General features: G+C 36.6%; 19 protein-coding genes. 17 read left to right on the forward strand and 2 right to left on the reverse strand.

From position 1 onward, the window contains the following. Nucleotides 1-221: hypothetical protein (locus H6W53_RS21500; protein WP_228457782.1), on the reverse strand; the 221-nt coding region annotated here is incomplete at its 3' end. A gap of 198 nt (nt 222-419) precedes the next feature. Beyond that, entirely contained in the window at nt 420-764 is a 345-nt protein-coding gene (locus tag H6W53_RS09715) for a zinc ribbon domain-containing protein YjdM (RefSeq protein WP_076395707.1), read from the reverse strand. Between the two features lie 56 nt (nt 765-820). Between H6W53_RS09715 and H6W53_RS09720 the strand changes: the two genes are divergently transcribed. The 17 genes from H6W53_RS09720 (at nt 821) to H6W53_RS09800 (ending at nt 18405) form a co-directional block, all read left to right on the forward strand. Beyond that, entirely contained in the window at nt 821-1153 is a 333-nt protein-coding gene (locus H6W53_RS09720) for a hypothetical protein (RefSeq protein ID WP_185206495.1), read from the forward strand. A gap of 69 nt (nt 1154-1222) precedes the next feature. Beyond that, on the forward strand, nt 1223-2428 hold the full coding sequence (locus H6W53_RS09725; protein WP_185206498.1) for an RsmB/NOP family class I SAM-dependent RNA methyltransferase: 1206 nt from the start codon (nt 1223-1225) through the stop codon (nt 2426-2428). A gap of 502 nt (nt 2429-2930) precedes the next feature. Then, the gene (locus H6W53_RS09730; protein WP_185206500.1) at nt 2931-4595 is read left to right on the forward strand and encodes a GLPGLI family protein; all 1665 of its coding nucleotides are present in this window, start codon (nt 2931-2933) and stop codon (nt 4593-4595) included. 323 nt (nt 4596-4918) lie between these two features. Beyond that, nucleotides 4919-6592 (forward strand): asparagine synthase B, encoded by a 1674-nt coding sequence (gene asnB / locus H6W53_RS09735; RefSeq protein WP_185206503.1) that lies wholly within the window; start codon nt 4919-4921, stop codon nt 6590-6592. Between the two features lie 272 nt (nt 6593-6864). After that, complete coding sequence (locus H6W53_RS09740; RefSeq protein WP_084196489.1) at nt 6865-7677, forward strand: hypothetical protein; 813 nt, start codon at nt 6865-6867, stop codon at nt 7675-7677. 342 nt (nt 7678-8019) lie between these two features. Next, on the forward strand, nt 8020-9426 hold the full coding sequence (locus H6W53_RS09745) for a DHA2 family efflux MFS transporter permease subunit (RefSeq protein WP_185206505.1): 1407 nt from the start codon (nt 8020-8022) through the stop codon (nt 9424-9426). Between the two features lie 421 nt (nt 9427-9847). Next, nucleotides 9848-10723: a pirin family protein gene (locus H6W53_RS09750; protein ID WP_185206507.1), complete on the forward strand. Its 876-nt coding sequence runs from the start codon at nt 9848-9850 to the stop codon at nt 10721-10723. A gap of 113 nt (nt 10724-10836) precedes the next feature. Beyond that, complete coding sequence (locus H6W53_RS09755; protein WP_185206509.1) at nt 10837-11421, forward strand: hypothetical protein; 585 nt, start codon at nt 10837-10839, stop codon at nt 11419-11421. 63 nt (nt 11422-11484) lie between these two features. Further along, nucleotides 11485-12387, forward strand: a complete 903-nt coding sequence (locus H6W53_RS09760; RefSeq protein ID WP_076395687.1) for a pirin family protein — start codon at nt 11485-11487, stop codon at nt 12385-12387. 22 nt (nt 12388-12409) lie between these two features. After that, complete coding sequence (locus H6W53_RS09765) at nt 12410-12943, forward strand: NADPH-dependent FMN reductase (RefSeq protein WP_185207055.1); 534 nt, start codon at nt 12410-12412, stop codon at nt 12941-12943. Further along, entirely contained in the window at nt 12943-13521 is a 579-nt protein-coding gene (locus H6W53_RS09770; RefSeq protein WP_076395683.1) for a TMEM175 family protein, read from the forward strand. The genes H6W53_RS09765 and H6W53_RS09770 overlap by 1 nt, the downstream gene beginning before the upstream one ends. Nucleotide 13522: 1 nt before the next feature. Further along, nucleotides 13523-13741, forward strand: a complete 219-nt coding sequence (locus tag H6W53_RS09775; RefSeq protein WP_087707574.1) for a (4Fe-4S)-binding protein — start codon at nt 13523-13525, stop codon at nt 13739-13741. Beyond that, the gene (locus tag H6W53_RS09780; RefSeq protein WP_185206511.1) at nt 13741-14139 is read left to right on the forward strand and encodes an OsmC family protein; all 399 of its coding nucleotides are present in this window, start codon (nt 13741-13743) and stop codon (nt 14137-14139) included. The genes H6W53_RS09775 and H6W53_RS09780 overlap by 1 nt, the downstream gene beginning before the upstream one ends. A gap of 1 nt (nt 14140) precedes the next feature. Then, nucleotides 14141-14440, forward strand: a complete 300-nt coding sequence (locus H6W53_RS09785; protein ID WP_175608849.1) for a GNAT family N-acetyltransferase — start codon at nt 14141-14143, stop codon at nt 14438-14440. Between the two features lie 153 nt (nt 14441-14593). Next, a complete protein-coding gene (locus tag H6W53_RS09790) occupies nt 14594-16153 on the forward strand; it encodes a sodium:solute symporter (RefSeq protein WP_185206513.1) in 1560 nt (519 codons plus the stop codon). A 398-nt stretch (nt 16154-16551) separates the two neighbouring features. Next, entirely contained in the window at nt 16552-17403 is an 852-nt protein-coding gene (locus H6W53_RS09795; protein WP_185206515.1) for a transketolase, read from the forward strand. Nucleotides 17404-17457: 54 nt separating this feature from the next. Then, nucleotides 17458-18405, forward strand: coding sequence for a transketolase family protein (locus H6W53_RS09800; protein WP_087707565.1), 948 nt, complete (start codon nt 17458-17460; stop codon nt 18403-18405). The last annotated feature ends 1 nt before the right edge of the window (nt 18406 follow it).

Below are 18406 nucleotides of genomic sequence, written 5' to 3' on the forward strand. Positions count from 1 at the left end.
TTGCTAAATTCTGGATAATTATTTCTGCCGAGGCTAATAACCAAACCCAAGATTAGGGGGGGTGCCTGAGCTTTTTTGGTTGGTTCGGGCGGCTGCCCCGCACCCGCCGAAACCAACGAAAAAGCGAGTAGCGAAAGCTGGAAAAAGCTCCTAAAAACTTTGTAATCATCACATTTTACACAACTTACTGTGGATTTGTGGATAAAAAAATATACAAACATAAGAATCAGGTTTAAAACTTTTTCTTACATTTGTATATCAACAGCATAAGGAAATTTTTGGTTAATACTCTTTCTGCCTCCTGAGACGAAATCCGTTTATTCTAGACAAACAATGCAGTCTCTTGAAAGATTACCCTGTCCAATTCTTTCCTTTTTTTATTGCTTTATTTTCTTCTTCTGAAAGTAAAATCCTAAAAATTAAGCCTTTTTCACAAATTCAGATTTCAGTGCCATAGAACCGAAACCATCGATTTTACAGTCGATATTATGATCGCTGTCCGGTCTCAGACGGATATTTTTAACTTTTGTTCCTGCTTTTACAGGTTTTGGAGCACCTTTTACGGGAAGATCTTTAATAACCACCACAGAATCTCCATCCTGAAGTTCGTTTCCGTTAGAATCTAAGATTTTCCCTGAATTTGATGCATCTGCGCTTTCTTCTTCGGGATTCCACTCGTAGAAACACTGGGAACAAACCATCATATTATCGCTCGGATAAGTAAACTCGGAGCTGCATTTTGGACAAAGTACAGTATCACTCATATTTTTAATTTTTTGCAAAGTTAATTTTTTAATATCTTCAATTAAAATTTAATAACATGAGATATACACGTAGATTTTTAATTTTTATTTCTTTAGTCCTGTTTTTCAGGTTATTTGTTCAGATATTTAATGAGGTTGACTTAATTCCTAATTACACAATGACATTTGTTGATGAAGAAATTTCCCAAGTCGACCGTTTTCAGAATTTAAATGAATCTAAAGAATATTCAAAATCCCAGATTTACAAATATCAGAAAATCAACAAAGAAAGATCAGATAAAGCCAATTCGCAACTTATCATGATCGTTGTCTTGGTTATTATTCAGTTGTTTTTCTATTTTTCTAACCACAGAGAAAGCCCAAAGCAAAATTTTGAATTCACAGACTAAAATTTTGAAACAGAAATTCTCAGCAGAAATTCGTACTTTTGCAGATTCAAAATAGCAGAACCCAATTTTATGGAATTGATACACAGAAACCTGGCAATCGGAATTCACGATGCTTTGCAGGAAACATTTTTCGAAAAAAATAAATACGCCGATAAAGTAATCGAAAGACTTTTGAAAGCGAATAAAAAATGGGGAAGCCAGGACAGAGCAGTGGTTTCTGAGATTTTCTATAACATTATCCGTTGGAAAAAACGCCTTGAATATTATATGGGTGAAGGCGTAAAACCCAACAATATTTATAAATTAATCATTGCTTATCTTCTTTGGAGCAAAACGAACTATAAAAAATTTGAAGAATTTGACGGTATAAAAATCGCCGACATTCTTACCAAACTAAAAAAAGGTACGGTTCCTACAAAAGCAATCGAACATTCTATTCCGGAATGGCTTGCCGAAACTTTAGAAAAAGAACTGGGTGAAAAGTGGGAAAAAGAAATGTATGCCCTGAATGAACAGGCTCCGACGGTTTTAAGAGCAAATTCTCTGAGAACAACAACGAAAGAGCTTATCTCTGATCTTTCCGATGAAAACATCGTTTCTTACCCTATTAAAAATTATCCGGATGCAGTACAATTGGAGGAAAAAAAGAATGTTTTCCTGACGACTGCTTTTAAAGAAGGATTGTTTGAAGTTCAGGATGCTTCTTCCCAAAAAATCGGGTATTTCCTTGATGTAAAGGAAGGACAGAGAGTTGTTGATGCTTGTGCAGGTGCAGGAGGAAAAACGCTTCACTTAGCCGCTTTAATGCAGAATAAAGGACAGATCATCGCACTGGATATTTTCGAATGGAAACTTGCCGAACTGAAAAGACGTGCAAAAAGAGCCGGAGCGCACAACATTGAAACCCGCATGATTTCTGATAATAAAGTAATCAAAAGGCTTCATGAAAAAGCAGACCGATTATTGATCGATGCTCCATGTTCAGGTTTGGGCGTTTTAAAAAGAAATCCGGACAGCAAATGGAAAATTGATCAGGCTTTTATCGACAGAATTAAAATTGAACAGCAGCAGATTCTTCAGGATTATTCTAAAATGCTTAAAAAAGGAGGAAAAATGGTGTATGCAACGTGTTCTATTCTACCTTCTGAAAATAATTTGCAGGTTGATGAATTCATCAGAAACAATCCGAACTTTAGAATGATTAAAGACGAAAAAGTAATGCCAAGTGAAGGCTATGACGGATTCTATATGGCTTTAATTGAAAGAGTTTCTTAAAAAACATTCTTTGTATAATGAACAAAACTACTCTTTTCAGGGTAGTTTTTTTGTTATACTCTTCATTACAAAAGACAATTATAAAGCGATTTTTAACGTTCTCAAAAGAATAAAAATCAAAAATATTTAAAAACTGTTGTGGTCTTTTTCATCTCTGTCAAGCAACTTAAACAACTTCAGTTCGGGATAAGAAATAAATTTAAATAATTGAATTATCGCAAAGAAAAACAAAAGATTTTTTTACTTATTGAAAGTTTGTAAGCAAAACAAAGGCACTTCGTTTATTTAAAAAAGACAAAAATGGTATTACTTTGATAAGTTTTACGCCTTTGTATATCTTAAAAGCTGAATTTTTGATAATTAAATCTCTTTGTTTAATCCTTGCGGTTAAGAAGATTTACTCCAAAGTCAGGTTAAATAAGAATTCTGTTAATCTTTTGTAGCTTTTGTGGTTAAAAAATGAATTTCTAAAGAATTATCTTTGCTAAAACCATTTCAAATTATGCATCTAAGAATTTTAGTAAGTTTCTTTACTTTTTTATGCTGTTTATCTTTTGCACAGACGTACGAAGTACAGTACCTCAGTTCATCCAACGGAAAAGTTTTAACGGAGCAGCCTCCCACTCTGGTCTGGGCAAATGAAAAGGAAAATTTTATCCTGAATAACAAAATCAGAGAACAAAAAGCAGATTTTCCTTTCGAAATTACGAAAATTGAAAAACCTTCGAATACGGTAATTTCTTATGCGTTTCTAAAATCTGACGAAATTATTTCAACTTCAGATAAAGAATCTGTGGCAAAACAGACTTTTGAATTCACCAATGAAACCAAGAAAATTTTGGGCTACAACTGCAAAAAGGCAGTTACCAAAATCAATTCCAACACTATTGAAGTGTGGTATACCAACGATCTGAAAATTCAGGGGGGACCTTCTGTAATCGGACAAAATCTGGGATTTGTTCTGGAAATTGAAAGAAATAAAAACTCTCTGATCACCGCTCAATCGATTAAAAAAGTTAAGAAAACTGACATTGATGCTATTCTGAAAGGATCGATTAATTCAACCGATCAGTTAGGTTACAGAGATCTTTTGTGGAAAAGCAGATTTACCACCCTAAAAGTTTTTGATCATGAAACCATTAATTTTTCAGATGAATCTAAATCTGACGAAAACATAAAAAGATTCGCTAACGGAACCATTATTCTGAAAAAGATTAAGTTCCCGAAAATTTCCGAGGGCGAAAATATTTTTGTTGAATTAAAACAACAATCCAACGGCGACGCGTACGACAGAACGGGAACCGTATTTTTTGTACCGCAGGACAAATCTCAGTCGTTTTTTGACGGACTGGAAAAAGGTGTAAAAACACTTCCTGTTTATGAAAACGGAAACGGAAAACAGTATTACGGAATTACAGCAACGGAAAATTACAATCCCGCGGTAGAAATGATGCGATTTTTTACAGCTTTCGGAATCAATAAATTCAATCATATTCAGTTAAAAGATAAAAACTGGCAAACGATCAGTCCGTACCGTGAAGACATTACAGATCTGAAACCTTCTCTTTCTGAAAAAGAATTATGGATCGGGACATTTATCGGAAATTACGATAAAGGCGGTCATAAAGTCAGTCTGGAAATTACCATTCACAAAAGCGATCAGACCATCTATAAAAACAATACGGTGATTCCTTTATTCAACACTTTAAACATTATGGAAATGGCGGGACAGGATTATTCTACCATGTTTAATAATGATAAAGGACTATTTGTAGAGTTTACTTTAAAAAAGGATCTGAAAAATGCCCAGTTGAAATATACAACTACCGGTCATGGAGGCTGGGAAAACGGCGATGAATTTGTACCGAAAGCCAACTCGATCTTTTTAGACGGAAAAATGACCTATTCTTTTGTCCCATGGAGAACCGACTGCGGATCTTATCGTCTTTATAATCCGGCTTCAGGAAATTTTCCGGACGGGCTTTCATCATCAGACCTCAGCAGATCAAACTGGTGTCCCGGAACCGTTACCAATCCCAATTTCATACAGCTTGGAGATTTAAAAGCCGGAAAACATACCATTCAGGTAAAAATTCCGCAGGGCCCAACTGAAGGAACGAGCTTCAGTTCGTGGAACGTTTCAGGAGTTCTGCTAGGTTCCGAATAAAAACAAAACCTTCTCGCAAACTGAATTGCAAGAAGGTAAAAACACAAATGATGAAAAAAAATTATTTCGAGCCACAAAGTAAGGGTTAAAATTTGTAGAATAAATTACCATACATTAAGAAATATCTCATAATAATTTCGTATGTAATGAATAAATTAGAGATGTGAGTTAAAAAAATCAACTAAAATCATATTTTCAATTTAAAATAATTAAATTTTTACTTAATTTTAAATTAATTAATTAAAAATATTAACTTATTTAATTTTTTTGTTGTTATTTTTAAACCACTATTCTACTTTTGTTTCAAATTAAATGAAAAAAAAATGTGTGGAATTTTATGTTTGTTTGACGCCAAACAAAAAACTGAAATGTTAAGACCTCAGGTTCTTGAAATGTCTAAAAAAATTCGTCACCGTGGTCCGGACTGGAGCGGAGTGTTCCAGAATGACAAAGTGGTTTTCTCTCATGAAAGACTTGCCATCGTAGATCCTACCTCCGGAAAACAGCCATTATTTACCAAAGACGGAAAAATAGTTCTTGCCGTGAACGGTGAAATCTACAATCACAGAGAACTGAAAGAAGAATTTCCTGATTATGAATTTCAGACACAGTCAGACTGTGAGGTTATTTTAGCTTTATATCAAAAATACGGAAAAGATTTTGTTGAAAAATTAAACGGAATTTTTGCCTTTTCTTTATATGACACGGAAAATGATGTGTATCTCATTGCACGCGATCACATGGGAATCTGTCCTTTGTATCACGGTTGGGATAAAAACGGAAACTATTACGTTGCTTCAGAACTGAAAGCGCTGGAAGGAGTTTGCAAAACCATTGAAACTTTTTTACCGGGACATTTGGTGTACAGCAAAGACGGAAGCGAACTTCAGCAGTGGTATAAAAGAGACTGGGAAAGCTTTGATGCCGTAAAAGATAACAAAACGGATATTGAGAAATTAAGAAAAGGACTGGAAGATGCGGTTCACAGGCAATTGATGAGCGACGTTCCTTACGGAGTTTTGCTTTCAGGTGGATTAGATTCTTCCGTAATTTCTGCGATTACGGCAAAATTTGCAAGACAGAGAGTGGAAAGCGGAGATACACAGGAAGCGTGGTATCCGAGATTGCACAGTTTTGCAGTTGGTTTGGTAGGATCACCGGATTTGGCAGCAGCTCAGAAAGCAGCAGAACACATCGGTTCGGTTCACCATGAAGTTAATTTTACCGTTCAGGAAGGTCTGGATGCGGTTCGTGATGTTATTTATCATCTGGAAACGTATGATGTAACGACAGTGAGAGCTTCTACGCCGATGTATCTTTTGGCTAGAGTGATTAAATCGATGGGAATTAAAATGGTGCTTTCCGGAGAAGGTTCTGATGAACTGTTCGGTGGTTATTTATACTTCCATAAAGCTCCGAATGCGAAAGAATTCCATGATGAAACCGTAAGAAAATTAGGAAAACTTCACCTGTACGATTGTTTAAGAGCCAACAAAGCGTTGATGAGTTGGGGAATTGAAGGGCGCGTTCCTTTCTTAGACAAAGAATTTATGGATATTGCTATGACCGTGAATCCAAAAGATAAAATGGTAAATGCTGCCGAAGGAAAAATTGAAAAGTGGGTTCTGAGAAAAGCTTTCGAAGATATTCTTCCGGAATCTATTGTCTGGAGACAGAAAGAGCAGTTTTCGGATGGAGTTGGTTATTCATGGATCGATACTTTAAAAGCCGTTGCTGAAAAAGAAGTAACAGACGAAATGATGGCAAATGCGAAATTCAGATTTCCTTTGAATACGCCTCAAAACAAGGAAGAATACCGTTACAGAACAATTTTTGAAGAGCATTTCCCAAGTGAAACTGCGGCTGCAACAGTTCCTTCGGTTCCTTCGGTTGCGTGTTCTACGCCAATTGCACTGGAATGGGATGAAGCATTCAAAAACATGAACGATCCGAGCGGAAGAGCAGTAAAAGTGCATGAAACTTCTTACGGAGAATAGATTTAGAAGTATGAGAGTATGAGTGTTTTTTGAGTTTGTGAGATATTTTTTATTCTTCCCTATTTTTATTTAACAAATAGAAGATGAGCATTCTGAAACGAAATCCTGAACTCTAAAAATCTAAACTTTACATAAAAATTTATCAATCCTGTAGCAATACAGGATTTTCTTTTGCATTTACCTTAATAATATTGTCAGAATTTAACCGTTAATCAAATATATTATCTAATAAATAATTATATTTGGAAAACGAAAATATCAATTATAAAAAAATGAGAAGAAACATTACTATCTTATTTGCTTTATTATCCATGACTTTTGCTTTCGGACAGGGAAAATATGGTAAATATCTTAGCTCCAAAAAACTGGCAATGGTGTATAAAAGTGTGAAAGATGGCGATAAAGACGACTTCTACCAACAATATTACTGGCTGGTAAAAGCGGAACAGCTGAAAACGTATCCTCACCTTAAAGATATAAAACCGAAAGTTTTATATGAATTTGTAAAAAAAGTGAATCCTCAGAATCCGACTAAAAAACTGGATGCAAGAGGTAAAGAACTTAGAGAAACCGCAGAATTATCTTTAAACCAGTATTTCAAAAACAAAAATCTGGATAACAATTCTGTTTTAATGTACAATCTGGAAACGTATGTAGATCCTTCTAAAGGACAGTATTATACAAAAGTTGATGCAGAAAAGATCAAAGAACTGGTTCCGAAAGAGCTTTATGCTTTCAACTCCAACAACAGAAATACAGGAGAAGATAAAACCTATTATCTTTGGATCAACAAGGAAAAAGACGATTTCAATATCGTAGACATTATTCCTGAAGAGAAAGAAAATAAAGCGTTCTATGCGAGAGTGAAGCAGTATCTTCCAAGCTATAAATTCTCAAAATATGTTCCTTCTGTGAAAAAAGGTACAAAAACGGACAGAACAGATGCAGATTTCTACTACATCATGCCGTTTGAGCAAAACACAGATAACATCGAATACAAAACAAAAGATTTCAAAACTTTCGAATTAAGCCAATACAGAAAAGCCGGCGAAGAGTGGAAAGGGGTTGAAAAACCAAGAAAATAAATTAAAAAGTCCTGTGAAGTTTCGCAGGACTTTTTTGTTGGAATATTTTTAACATAAATGACACAAATTTTTGCACGAATATTCACAATTGCTCGTAAAATTTAAGAAAATAGAATATTATAAATGTCGTTATTGATCACATCATCAAAAACTTAAAATAGCTAACAGTTCAGGAGTATCAGGAAAAATATTGCGGCAAATAGATTTCTCGTTCGTGGAAATGACAGCTTAATCCATCGATTAACATCTTCTCTTTATTAAAAGGAATAAAAATTGCTTTGAAAATTACATTCTCATTTTTTTTGAACCAAACAAATCTGGAAGCTTTTCCAGTAAAAATACATGTCAGAAACACTTTCGCAGCCTCAAAATTCAGTTAAAAAAATTCTGCCGCTGATTCTTGCAACGGCAATCTTCATGCAGATGCTGGATTCCACTATTCTGAATACTTCCCTGCCTTCCATCGCAAAAGATCTTCAGGAATCTCCGCTGAATATGCAGAACGCCATCATCAGTTATGTACTTACATTAGCCGTTTTTATGCCGGCAAGCGGATTTCTGGCAGACCGTTTCGGAACCAAAAAAGTGTTTATATTTTCTCTGATTCTTTTCAGTTTGGGATCTCTGTTCTGTGCCATGTCTCAAAATCTTACTCATCTGGTTATTTCGCGAGTTATTCAGGGAGTCGGAGGAAGTTTGATGACACCTGTCGGAAAATTGGCTCTAATTAAAACGTTCGACAAAAGCGAATTATTAAAAGCCATGAACTTTGCCATTATTCCCGCACTGATCGGTCCCGTTCTCGGTCCTTTGGTGGGAGGTTATATGGTAGATTATCTTTCGTGGCACTGGATCTTTTTAATTAACATCCCGATCGGAATTCTGGGAATTGTTTTAGGCATAAAATTCATGCCCAATTATAAATCCAAAGATGTAGATTTTGATGTGAAAGGATTTTTGATCTTCGCAGCCGCCTCTCTCCTGCTTTCCATTGCTTTGGAACTTTTCGGAGACATGCAGAATACAACACCGGTTCTGGTCATTTTCATTCTAGGATTTCTTTGTCTCTACTACTATTACAAACACGCTAAACGTGATGAAAGCCCTATTTTTCCTTTAAATTTATTTCAGGTAAGAACTTTCAGAGTGGGAATTGTCGGAAATCTTGCCACCAGATTAGGAATCAGCTCTGTTCCGTTGCTTTTACCGTTAATGATTCAGATTGCGTATAAACAATCGGCAGTAACTTCCGGCTGGATCATCGCTCCGATGGCTTTAACCGCAATGTTCGGAAAATCGTATGTTATAAAAATCTTAGACCGTTTTGGTTACCGACAGACTTTAATGACGAATACTTTTATTATCGGAACGCTGATCTGTCTTTTGGCGATTCCCGATATCAACACCTCATTGTATTGGTTTATTCCTATTATTTCCATTTTAGGATTCTTTAATTCCATTCAGTTTACCTCCATGAATACCATTTCTATTGCGGATCTGCGAAATTTTCAGACCAGCAGCGGAAATTCACTTATATCCGTTAATCAACAGCTTGCCATTGGATTCGGAATTGCTTTCGGATTAATTGTGCTTAAAATTTTCGAAAATACTGATCTTATCCACGGAGAAATCCACAACGCTTTCCGATTTACTTTTCTTACTGTCGGAATTCTCACGATCATCTCCGGATTTATTTTCCGCAGGCTTCATATTTCAGATGGTAAAAATATGAAATCGAAGGAGGATTGATAAAACAAACCGATTTGTCGATTTCCTAGTTTAGGCAAAGAAAAAATCAATTTTTCATTGATTTCAAGAGCTTTTTGCAGCTTTCGCTACTCGCTTTTTGAGGATTCGGCGGCTGCTTCGCAGCCGCCGAATCCTCAAAAAAAGCTCAGACATACCGCTTAATTTAGGCTATAAAATAGTTGAAGACATTTATTCAACAGGAAATTACAGCTTTATTTCTAAAACCACCCCGTCAAAAATTTCTCTGAAATTTTCGCCACCCCTCCAAAGGAGGGGAATTTTTACATCCTAAATAAAAAACTGAAAACACCCGTTCAGCGCAATCATCAATCATCAATCATCAATCAATATCCCTTATTAACACAGATCAATGTACAAGATTTTTGTTTAAAATACCTTTGCTTCATAATACAACCATATTATGGCAACTAAAAAAATAGAAAAGATAGTATCTCCGAAACCTGCGCATTTTGTGGGCGACGGTTTTAGGGTTCATAATTTTATTCCGGGCGTTCAGGGAATGGATATGAAAAGGATGGATCCGTTCATTATGCTCGATTACAATTCAAAATTTCACTTTAACGGAACAGATCAGCCTCGCGGAGTGGGCGTTCATCCGCACAGAGGTTTTGAGACCGTAACCATAGCCTATAAAGGAAAAGTGCAGCACCATGACAGCTCAGGAGGTGGCGGAATTATCGGTGAAGGCGATGTACAGTGGATGACTGCCGCAAAAGGTGTTCTTCACAAAGAATATCACGAAAAAGAATGGGCAAAAGATGGCGGAATTTTCCAGATGGTTCAGCTTTGGGTAAATCTTCCGTCGGTTTATAAAATGAGCTGTCCGAAATATCAGGCAATTAAAAATTCGGATATGACGAAAGTGGATCTTGGAGAAAACGGACATATTGAAGTGATTGCCGGAGAATATCAAAATCAGAAAGGTCCCGCTTTTACCTTCAGTCCGGTTCACATGATGAATGCAAAACTGAAAAATGGTGGAAAAGCAGCATTCAGCTTTCCCGAAAATTTCAATACTGCTGCATTGGTGATAGAAGGAAGTATTATCGTTAATGATGAAGAAAAAATACCACTTAATCATCTCGTTCTGTTTCAAAATGAAGGAGAAGATTTCACTATAGAAGCAACAGAAGACTCAATCGTTTTAATCATCAGCGGAATGCCTTTAAATGAGCCTATCTTTCCTCACGGACCTTTTGTAATGAATTCCAGAGAAGAAATTATGCAGGCTTTTGAAGATTTCAACTTAGGCAGATTCGGCTATCTCGCAGATTAATTTTAATTAAAAATCATCATCAAGCTGTTCTTTTTCTTAATTTTATATATTTAGACGATGGTTCGGAAAATATCCGGATAATTTACTAATTATTTCAAGCCATTAAATAAAACATGGAAACTAATACGATTAAAGAACTGAGAAACAGAATAAATATTCCTTTACATTCAGCCCAAAAACTCCTGAAGAGAAACAATAATGATGTAGAATTAAGTATACAGGAATTTCATCGCAACAAAATTAATACGATATGCAGATTAACTGAATGTGACGATAAAACTGCAAAAAAATATTACCATATCTGTAAGTATGATGAAGAGAAAGCCATGAAAAAAATTCAGGAAAAACTCTTATATCTTACAGCAACACCAGATCAGCAAATTGATAAAATAGGATTTATATTATGGGCTGAAAACAGCAGTCTGGAAAAATATTACATCCCAACAGACAGGGGCATCTTTATTCAATCTAAAGATTTTGATTATGTAATTGACATTTTTAAAGCTGCTGATTCTGAAACGTTTGACATCACAGGTCACAACCGATATAAAAATGAAACGATGAGAAAAATTGTAAATCAGATCGCAAGATTACCTGTTGAAACAGCGGATGAAGAATTATTTTTACGGAATCTGATTAAATGGTTCAATTCCAAACTGAGATTCGCAGAAGAAATCGTAGTTTATGGAAACCTATAAACATTCAACTTGAAAAATCCTCATTTAAGAATTAAAAATTAATACAAATAAATCACGCACATCATGTCAAACATCGGACTTATTATAGAAGAAAAATCTGCGGACATCGGAAACTTTCTGGTCGGAAGATTATTGCCTTTCCGTGAAAAAAGAGCAGTCGGACCTTTCGTTTTTATCGATCATATGGGACCATCCGACTTAAAAGATTATCAGAACCTGGATGTTCCGCCGCATCCGCACATCGGGCTTTCAACATTAACGTATCTTCTGGAAGGATCTATTTTTCACAGAGACAGTATCGGAAGTGCTCTGGAAATAAAACCGGGAGCCGTAAACTGGATGACTGCCGGAAAAGGTGTGGTACACTCTGAAAGAACTCCGGAATACCTGCGACATTCTGATAAAAGACTTCACGGATTCCAGATCTGGGTAGGACTTCCGAAACATCTGGAACAGTCTGAACCTACATTTCACCACATTGAAGCAGATGAAATTCCGGTTTGGGAAGAAGACGGAATTCAGTATAAATTAATTGCAGGAGAAGCTTTTGGAAAAAAATCGCCGGTTCCGGTTCACAGTAAGCTGTTTTTTATTGAAATTAAAACCAAAGAAGCAAAAAAGATCAGCATAGGAAAAGATCTTTACGGAGAAGCTGCCATGTACGTTCTGGACGGAACTGTTTCTACTGACGGAAATTCTTACGGATCTAAACAACTGATGATTGCCAAAAACACCCAACTCTGCGAATTTGATATGAGCGAAAACGGAACAGTTTATCTTTTCGGTGGCGAACCATTTGAAGAAGAGCGGTTTATATTCTGGAATTTTGTAAATTCCGAAAAAGAACTGATCGATCAGGCAAAAGTGAACTGGCACGACCAGAACCACGATGCTTTTCCTTTGGTTCCGGGAGATGAAAATGAATACGTACCGCTTCCGAAAGCTATTTTAAACAGAAAACCGTAATTCAATTTTTAAATCGTACATGATGAAAATATTAGCATTTGCAGGAAGCACCTCTTCCACTTCCATCAACAGGGAACTTGTAAAATTCGTTCTAAAAGATTTTCAGGATGAAGAAATCAATCTGATTGATCTGAATGATTTTGATATGCCTGTTTTTTCCGTAGACCGTGAAAAGAAAGGTTTTCCGGAAGAAGCACACCATTTTCTGAAAGCGATAGAAGAATGTGACGTGATTATCTGTTCGCTTGCGGAACACAACAGATCGTACAGCGCAGCTTTTAAAAACGTTTTCGACTGGGCTTCAAGAATCAACGTGAAGGTTTTTCAGGACAAGCCGATGTTTCTGATGTCCACTTCTCCGGGAGGTTACGGCGGCGGAAATGTGATGAATACGGCAAAAATATTTTTCCCGAATTTCGGAGCGGATATCAAAGAAACTTTTTCGCTTCCTAAATTTTATGAAAATTTTGATCTGGAAAGCGGAGTTATCAACCCAGAAATGCTGAAAGAGCTAAATAACAAAGTGGAGAATTTCAAAAATACGATCCGCAAATAATGACCAAAGGAAGATTAGAAGCCTTCAGTGACGGGGTTCTTGCGATCATCATCACGATTATGGTACTGGAACTGAAAGTTCCGGAAGGAAACGACTGGCAAAGCCTGAAACCGCTTATCCCGAAATTTCTGGCGTATATTTTCAGCTTTCTGTATGTTGGAATTTACTGGAACAATCATCATCATCTTTTTCAGGCAGTGAAAAAAGTAAACGGAAAAATTCTTTGGGCAAATCTTCATCTTCTGTTCTGGCTTTCTTTAATGCCTTTTGCAACGGAATGGATCGGAGAAACACATTTTGCCAAAAATCCTGTAGCCACTTATGGATTCGGACTGGGACTTTGTGCGACTGCCTATACGATTCTGGAAAATGCGATCATAAAATCCGAAGGGGAAAGCTCTAAACTGAAACAGGCCATTGCTTCCCGTTTTAAGGAAAACGCATCCATAGTGCTTTATGTTTCAGGAATTATTGTTTCATTTATTTACCCTTATATTGCAGTAGCACTATATTATACGGTTGCTTTGCTCTGGCTGATTCCGGACAGACGAATAGAAAAAACTTTAAACGAAAATTGATATGGAAACACATGAATATGTAAACGGAGAGATTACCGTGCTCTGGCAACCCAAAAAGTGCATCCACGCCGCCGTTTGTGTAAAAACACTTCCGAAAGTGTATAACCCGAAAGAAAGACCGTGGCTGAAACCTGAAAATGCAACCGCAGAAGAACTTAAAAACCAAATCGACCTGTGTCCTTCAGGAGCACTGAGTTATCAATTCAATAAAGAAAAATAATGGCAATCACAGTAAAAGCAAGTCTGGGAACAGAAAAATACTACACCGAAGTTGTTGCGGGAGAAAACACGCTGATTACAGATGAACCTGTAGACAAAGGCGGCGGAAACAAAGGCTTCAATCCTTTTGAAATTCTTGCCACTTCCCTCGCAAGCTGCACAGCGGCAACCTTGAGAATGTACATCGACCGAAAAGAATGGAACGTCGAAAAAATAAATGTTGAAGTGGAACTGGAAAATTTTCCTTTAACGAAAAGAGCCATTTTCAAAAGAGACATCAGCTTTGAAGGCACAAATCTTGATGATGAACAACTGAAAAGACTTCACGCCTTAGCAGATGCGTGTCCGATTCATAAAATTCTTACAAACGATATAGAAATACTAACCAAATTTTCATAATATGATTGAAGTAAAACAAACCAACGATCCGAAACACGGAAATTTTGAAGCATTCATAGACGGAAACCATGCAGGATTAATGACATACACCTGGGCTGGAGAAGAAAGATTCATCATCGATCACACAGAAGTTGAAGAAGCATACAACGGAAAAGGCGTTGGGAAAGAAATGCTTCTTGCGGCAGTAGATTTTGCAAGAAAGAACGGAAAAACAATTATTCCGCTTTGTCCTTTTGCAAAGGCTACTTTCCAGAAGCATGAAGAACTTCAGGATGTTCTGGTAAATAAGACACAGGCTTAGTTTTAGGCTAAGGTTGACGTTAAGTTTGAGCTTCTGAGTTCTCAGCCTTAACTTCAACATTACATATAAAACCTTCCGGAAATATATCCTGAAGGTTTTTTCTTTTTAGGCAGAACAGAAAAAAACTATATTTGCTAAAATTTAAATTAAAGCATGAATTCCGGAACTGTTCTTTTGCTGTTTGTTTTTATCTATTTCATCGGACTTTTGGTTATTTCTTATTTTACAAGCCGAAATTCTGATAATCAGTCGTTTTTTATCGGGAATAAAAAAAGTAAATGGTGGCTTGTTGCTTTCGGAATGATCGGAACCAGCTTAAGCGGAGTAACATTTATTTCCGTTCCCGGAACAGTCGGGAAAATGACGGGAACTGAATACATCTACGGCGGATTCGAATATTATATGATGGTGATAGGCTTTTTCATCGGATATTTTATTGTTGCCGCAATTCTTCTTCCGCTGTATTACAAAATGAACCTCACCTCAATTTATACGTATTTAGGCAAAAGATTCAATGTTGAAGCACATAAGATCGGGTCAATATTTTTTATTATTTCAAGGGCAATTGGTGCAACGGCAAGGTTATATTTAGTGGTCAACGTTCTTCAGATTTTCCTTCTGGAAGGTTTGGGCGTTCCTTTCTGGGTTACCGCTTTAGTTCTGCTGTTAATGGTGCTTTTATATACGTTTGAAGGCGGTGTAAAAACAATTGTGATTACCGATACTTTACAGACTTCATTCATGATTATCAGTCTCATTGCCTGTATCGTTTATATTTTATCCCATTTAAATTTATCATTAGGCGAGGCATATACGATTTTAGAACAGAAAAATTATACCCACTTCATCAATTTTGATCCGAATTCCAAAACATTTTTCCTGAAAACGATTTTAGGGGGAATTTTCATTACGATTGCGATGACAGGACTGGATCAGGAAATGATGCAGAAAAATATCTCTGTGGATAATCTTAAAAATTCGAAGAAAAATATGCTCACTTTCGCAGGAACGCTGCTTTTTGTGAATCTGGCATTCCTGTTTTTAGGAGGTCTTCTTTATCTTTTCGCTTTGCAGAACGGCGCAGAATATGGAAAAATAGACGGAGAAACCGTTACCAACATCTTCGGTTTCAAAGATTCTGCGGGTAGCATTAAAAATATCATGGGAGACGACCTGTTTCCCGCTTTATCGCTTCAGGGACATTTCCCGATGATCATTTCCGTTATCTTCATTATCGGATTGATTTCCGCGCTATTTCCTTCTGCGGATGGCGCTTTAACTGCTGTTACGAGTTCGTATTGCGTAGATCTTTTAAATCTCAATGAAGACAAAAACAAGACGGAGAAAGAGAAAAAACAGCTTCGTATGAAGGTTCATTTAACGTTCACCATCATTTTCTTCATTCTGATCATGGTCTTTAAAGCTTTGAATGACAAATCGATTGTTTACCTCATCATGGAGATTGCAGGATATACTTACGGACCGCTTTTAGGACTTTTCGCCTTCGGAATTTTCACAAAGTTTCAGATTTCAAGGAAATATTCAATTTTGGCGGTAACGATTTTAGCTCCGGTAGCAACATACATTATCAATTATCTGGTAACAACGTATACGGATTACAGAATCGGGGTAGAATTAATTGTTCTGAACGGATTATTAACTTTCATTGGACTTTGGATCGTAAGACATAAATCTTATCTGAAGATTGTTTAGAAATAATCAATGTCTTAAACCTGTTGAAACAAATTAAAAAATAATTTTCAGACGAATACAGTTCTTTTTGTGGTTAGTAAAAAGTGCAGTATATATAATTATTAAACGCAAAGAAACCCTGTTATTTTTTTTGAGAAGTTGAGCAAAGATATTTCCGTCAGAGACGGATGATGAAGCGTTCGCTTAATGACAGATGAAATCTGCTTCACTTTGCTTATCTTAAAATATTAACTCTGAAAATAAAGACTTTGCGTTTGAAACTTAAATTTAGAAATCTATTAAAAACTTTAAACAGACTTCTTTTTAAATAATAAAAATCTGCACTTTTCAGCGCGGATTTTTTCATTTCCGTAACCCATCAAAAAATTGTAAATTCGCATACAAATAAATCTTATATAATGAGTAAAAGTATTGAAGAGTTAAAATCTCTTACTACACAAATCAGAAGAGACATTTTAAGAATGGTTCATGCTGTAAATTCCGGTCACCCGGGAGGAAGTTTAGGTTGTACTGAATATTTCACAGCCCTTTATGGAAAGGTAATGAACTATCATCTTCCTTTCACGATGGAAGGTACAAATGAAGATCATTTCTATCTTTCTAACGGACACATTTCTCCGGTATTCTATTCTACTTTGGCAAGATTCGGATTTTTTCCGGTTCAGGAGCTTAGTACTTTCAGAAAATTAGATTCAAGATTACAGGGTCACCCTACGACTCACGAAGGTCTTCCGGGCGTAAGAGTGGCTTCAGGTTCTTTAGGACAGGGGCTTTCTGTAGCTTTGGGCGTTGCTCAGGGTAAAAAACTGGACGGAGACAGCTCTTTGGTTTACTCTCTTCACGGCGATGGCGAATTGCAGGAAGGTCAGGTTTGGGAAGCATTTATGTACGCAGCAGCCAAAAAAGTTGACAATATTATTTCTACTATCGATTATAACGGACAACAGATCGACGGAAGTACAGATAACGTACTTTCTTTAGGAAATCTTCATGCAAAACTGGAAGCCTTCGGATGGACAGTTCTGGAAGAGAAAAACGGTAACGACCTTGAGGCGGTAATTGCCATTCTTGAAAAAGCAAAAACGGAAACCGGAAAAGAAAAACCGGTAGCCATTATTCTTCATACAGAGATGGGTTATGGTGTAGATTATATGATGGGAACTCACGCTTGGCACGGAAAAGCTCCGAATGATGAGCAACTGGAAACAGCATTCAAACAGTTATACTTAGAGGCTCCCGCTGATTATTAATTATTAGTAATGAGTAATTGGTAAGAAGTAATCTTAATTAATAATTAGAAAAAAATGAAATTTACATATACAGAAAAAAAAGATACACGTTCAGGATTCGGAGCCGGATTGGCTGAACTTGCAGATAAAAATCCTAATGTTGTGGCGCTTTGTGCAGACCTTATCGGTTCTTTGAAGATGGAAAAATTCATTGAAAAGGCTCCTGAAAGATTTTTTCAGGTAGGTATTGCGGAAGCGAATATGATGGGTCTTGCAGCCGGTCTAAGCATTACAGGAAAAATTCCTTTTACGGGAACTTTCGCCAACTTTTCTACTTCAAGAGTTTACGATCAGATTCGTCAGTCTATTGCGTATTCCAATAAAAATGTAAAAATCTGTGCTTCTCACGCAGGTCTTACTTTGGGTGAAGACGGTGCAACACACCAGGTTTTGGAAGACATCGGAATGATGAAAATGCTTCCGGGAATGACGGTGATTAATCCTTGTGATTACAACCAGACAAAAGCGGCTACTTTAGCGATTGCTGATTTTGAAGGTCCGGTTTATTTAAGATTCGGAAGACCTGTAGTTCCTGTTTTCATTCCGGAAGATATGCCTTTCGAGATCGGAAAAGGGATTATGCTTCAGGAAGGAACGGATGTAACAATTGTTGCAACGGGACATTTGGTTTGGGAATCTTTGCTTGCTGCAGATGAGCTTGAAAAAGAAGGTATTTCCTGTGAAGTGATCAATATCCACACGATTAAACCTTTGGACGAAGAAATCATCTTAAAATCTGTTGAAAAGACAGGAAAAATCGTAACAGCGGAAGAACACAACTACATCGGTGGTCTGGGAGAATCTGTTGCGGGAATGTTAGCAAGAAAAAGACCGACAAGACAGGAATTTGTAGCAGTGAACGATACTTTCGGAGAATCTGCAACACCTGCTGAACTGATGAAGAAATATAAAATTGATTCTACCGCCGTGAAAGAAGCAGTGAAGAGAATTTTAGATAAATAAT

It is taken from the genome of Chryseobacterium sp. C3, assembly GCF_014218905.1.
Taxonomy (GTDB): Bacteria; Bacteroidota; Bacteroidia; order Flavobacteriales; family Weeksellaceae; genus Chryseobacterium; species Chryseobacterium mucoviscidosis.

Excerpts from the sequence above, each read along its gene's own strand:
- H6W53_RS09715 (WP_076395707.1), bottom strand. The coding sequence starts at position 764 with ATGAGTGATACTGTACTTTGTCCAAAATGCAGCTCCGAGTTTACTTAT.
- H6W53_RS09800 (WP_087707565.1), top strand. The coding sequence starts at position 17,458 with ATGAAATTTACATATACAGAAAAAAAAGATACACGTTCAGGATTCGGA.
- H6W53_RS09730 (WP_185206500.1), top strand. The coding sequence starts at position 2,931 with ATGCATCTAAGAATTTTAGTAAGTTTCTTTACTTTTTTATGCTGTTTA.
- H6W53_RS09740 (WP_084196489.1), top strand. The coding sequence starts at position 6,865 with ATGAGAAGAAACATTACTATCTTATTTGCTTTATTATCCATGACTTTT.
- H6W53_RS09795 (WP_185206515.1), top strand. The coding sequence starts at position 16,552 with ATGAGTAAAAGTATTGAAGAGTTAAAATCTCTTACTACACAAATCAGA.
- H6W53_RS09770 (WP_076395683.1), top strand. The coding sequence starts at position 12,943 with ATGACCAAAGGAAGATTAGAAGCCTTCAGTGACGGGGTTCTTGCGATC.
- H6W53_RS09790 (WP_185206513.1), top strand. The coding sequence starts at position 14,594 with ATGAATTCCGGAACTGTTCTTTTGCTGTTTGTTTTTATCTATTTCATC.
- H6W53_RS09785 (WP_175608849.1), top strand. The coding sequence starts at position 14,141 with ATGATTGAAGTAAAACAAACCAACGATCCGAAACACGGAAATTTTGAA.
- H6W53_RS09750 (WP_185206507.1), top strand. The coding sequence starts at position 9,848 with ATGGCAACTAAAAAAATAGAAAAGATAGTATCTCCGAAACCTGCGCAT.
- H6W53_RS09780 (WP_185206511.1), top strand. The coding sequence starts at position 13,741 with ATGGCAATCACAGTAAAAGCAAGTCTGGGAACAGAAAAATACTACACC.
- H6W53_RS09745 (WP_185206505.1), top strand. The coding sequence starts at position 8,020 with ATGTCAGAAACACTTTCGCAGCCTCAAAATTCAGTTAAAAAAATTCTG.
- H6W53_RS09765 (WP_185207055.1), top strand. The coding sequence starts at position 12,410 with ATGAAAATATTAGCATTTGCAGGAAGCACCTCTTCCACTTCCATCAAC.
- H6W53_RS09760 (WP_076395687.1), top strand. The coding sequence starts at position 11,485 with ATGTCAAACATCGGACTTATTATAGAAGAAAAATCTGCGGACATCGGA.
- H6W53_RS09720 (WP_185206495.1), top strand. The coding sequence starts at position 821 with ATGAGATATACACGTAGATTTTTAATTTTTATTTCTTTAGTCCTGTTT.
- H6W53_RS09755 (WP_185206509.1), top strand. The coding sequence starts at position 10,837 with ATGGAAACTAATACGATTAAAGAACTGAGAAACAGAATAAATATTCCT.
- asnB (WP_185206503.1), top strand. The coding sequence starts at position 4,919 with ATGTGTGGAATTTTATGTTTGTTTGACGCCAAACAAAAAACTGAAATG.
- H6W53_RS09725 (WP_185206498.1), top strand. The coding sequence starts at position 1,223 with ATGGAATTGATACACAGAAACCTGGCAATCGGAATTCACGATGCTTTG.
- H6W53_RS09775 (WP_087707574.1), top strand. The coding sequence starts at position 13,523 with ATGGAAACACATGAATATGTAAACGGAGAGATTACCGTGCTCTGGCAA.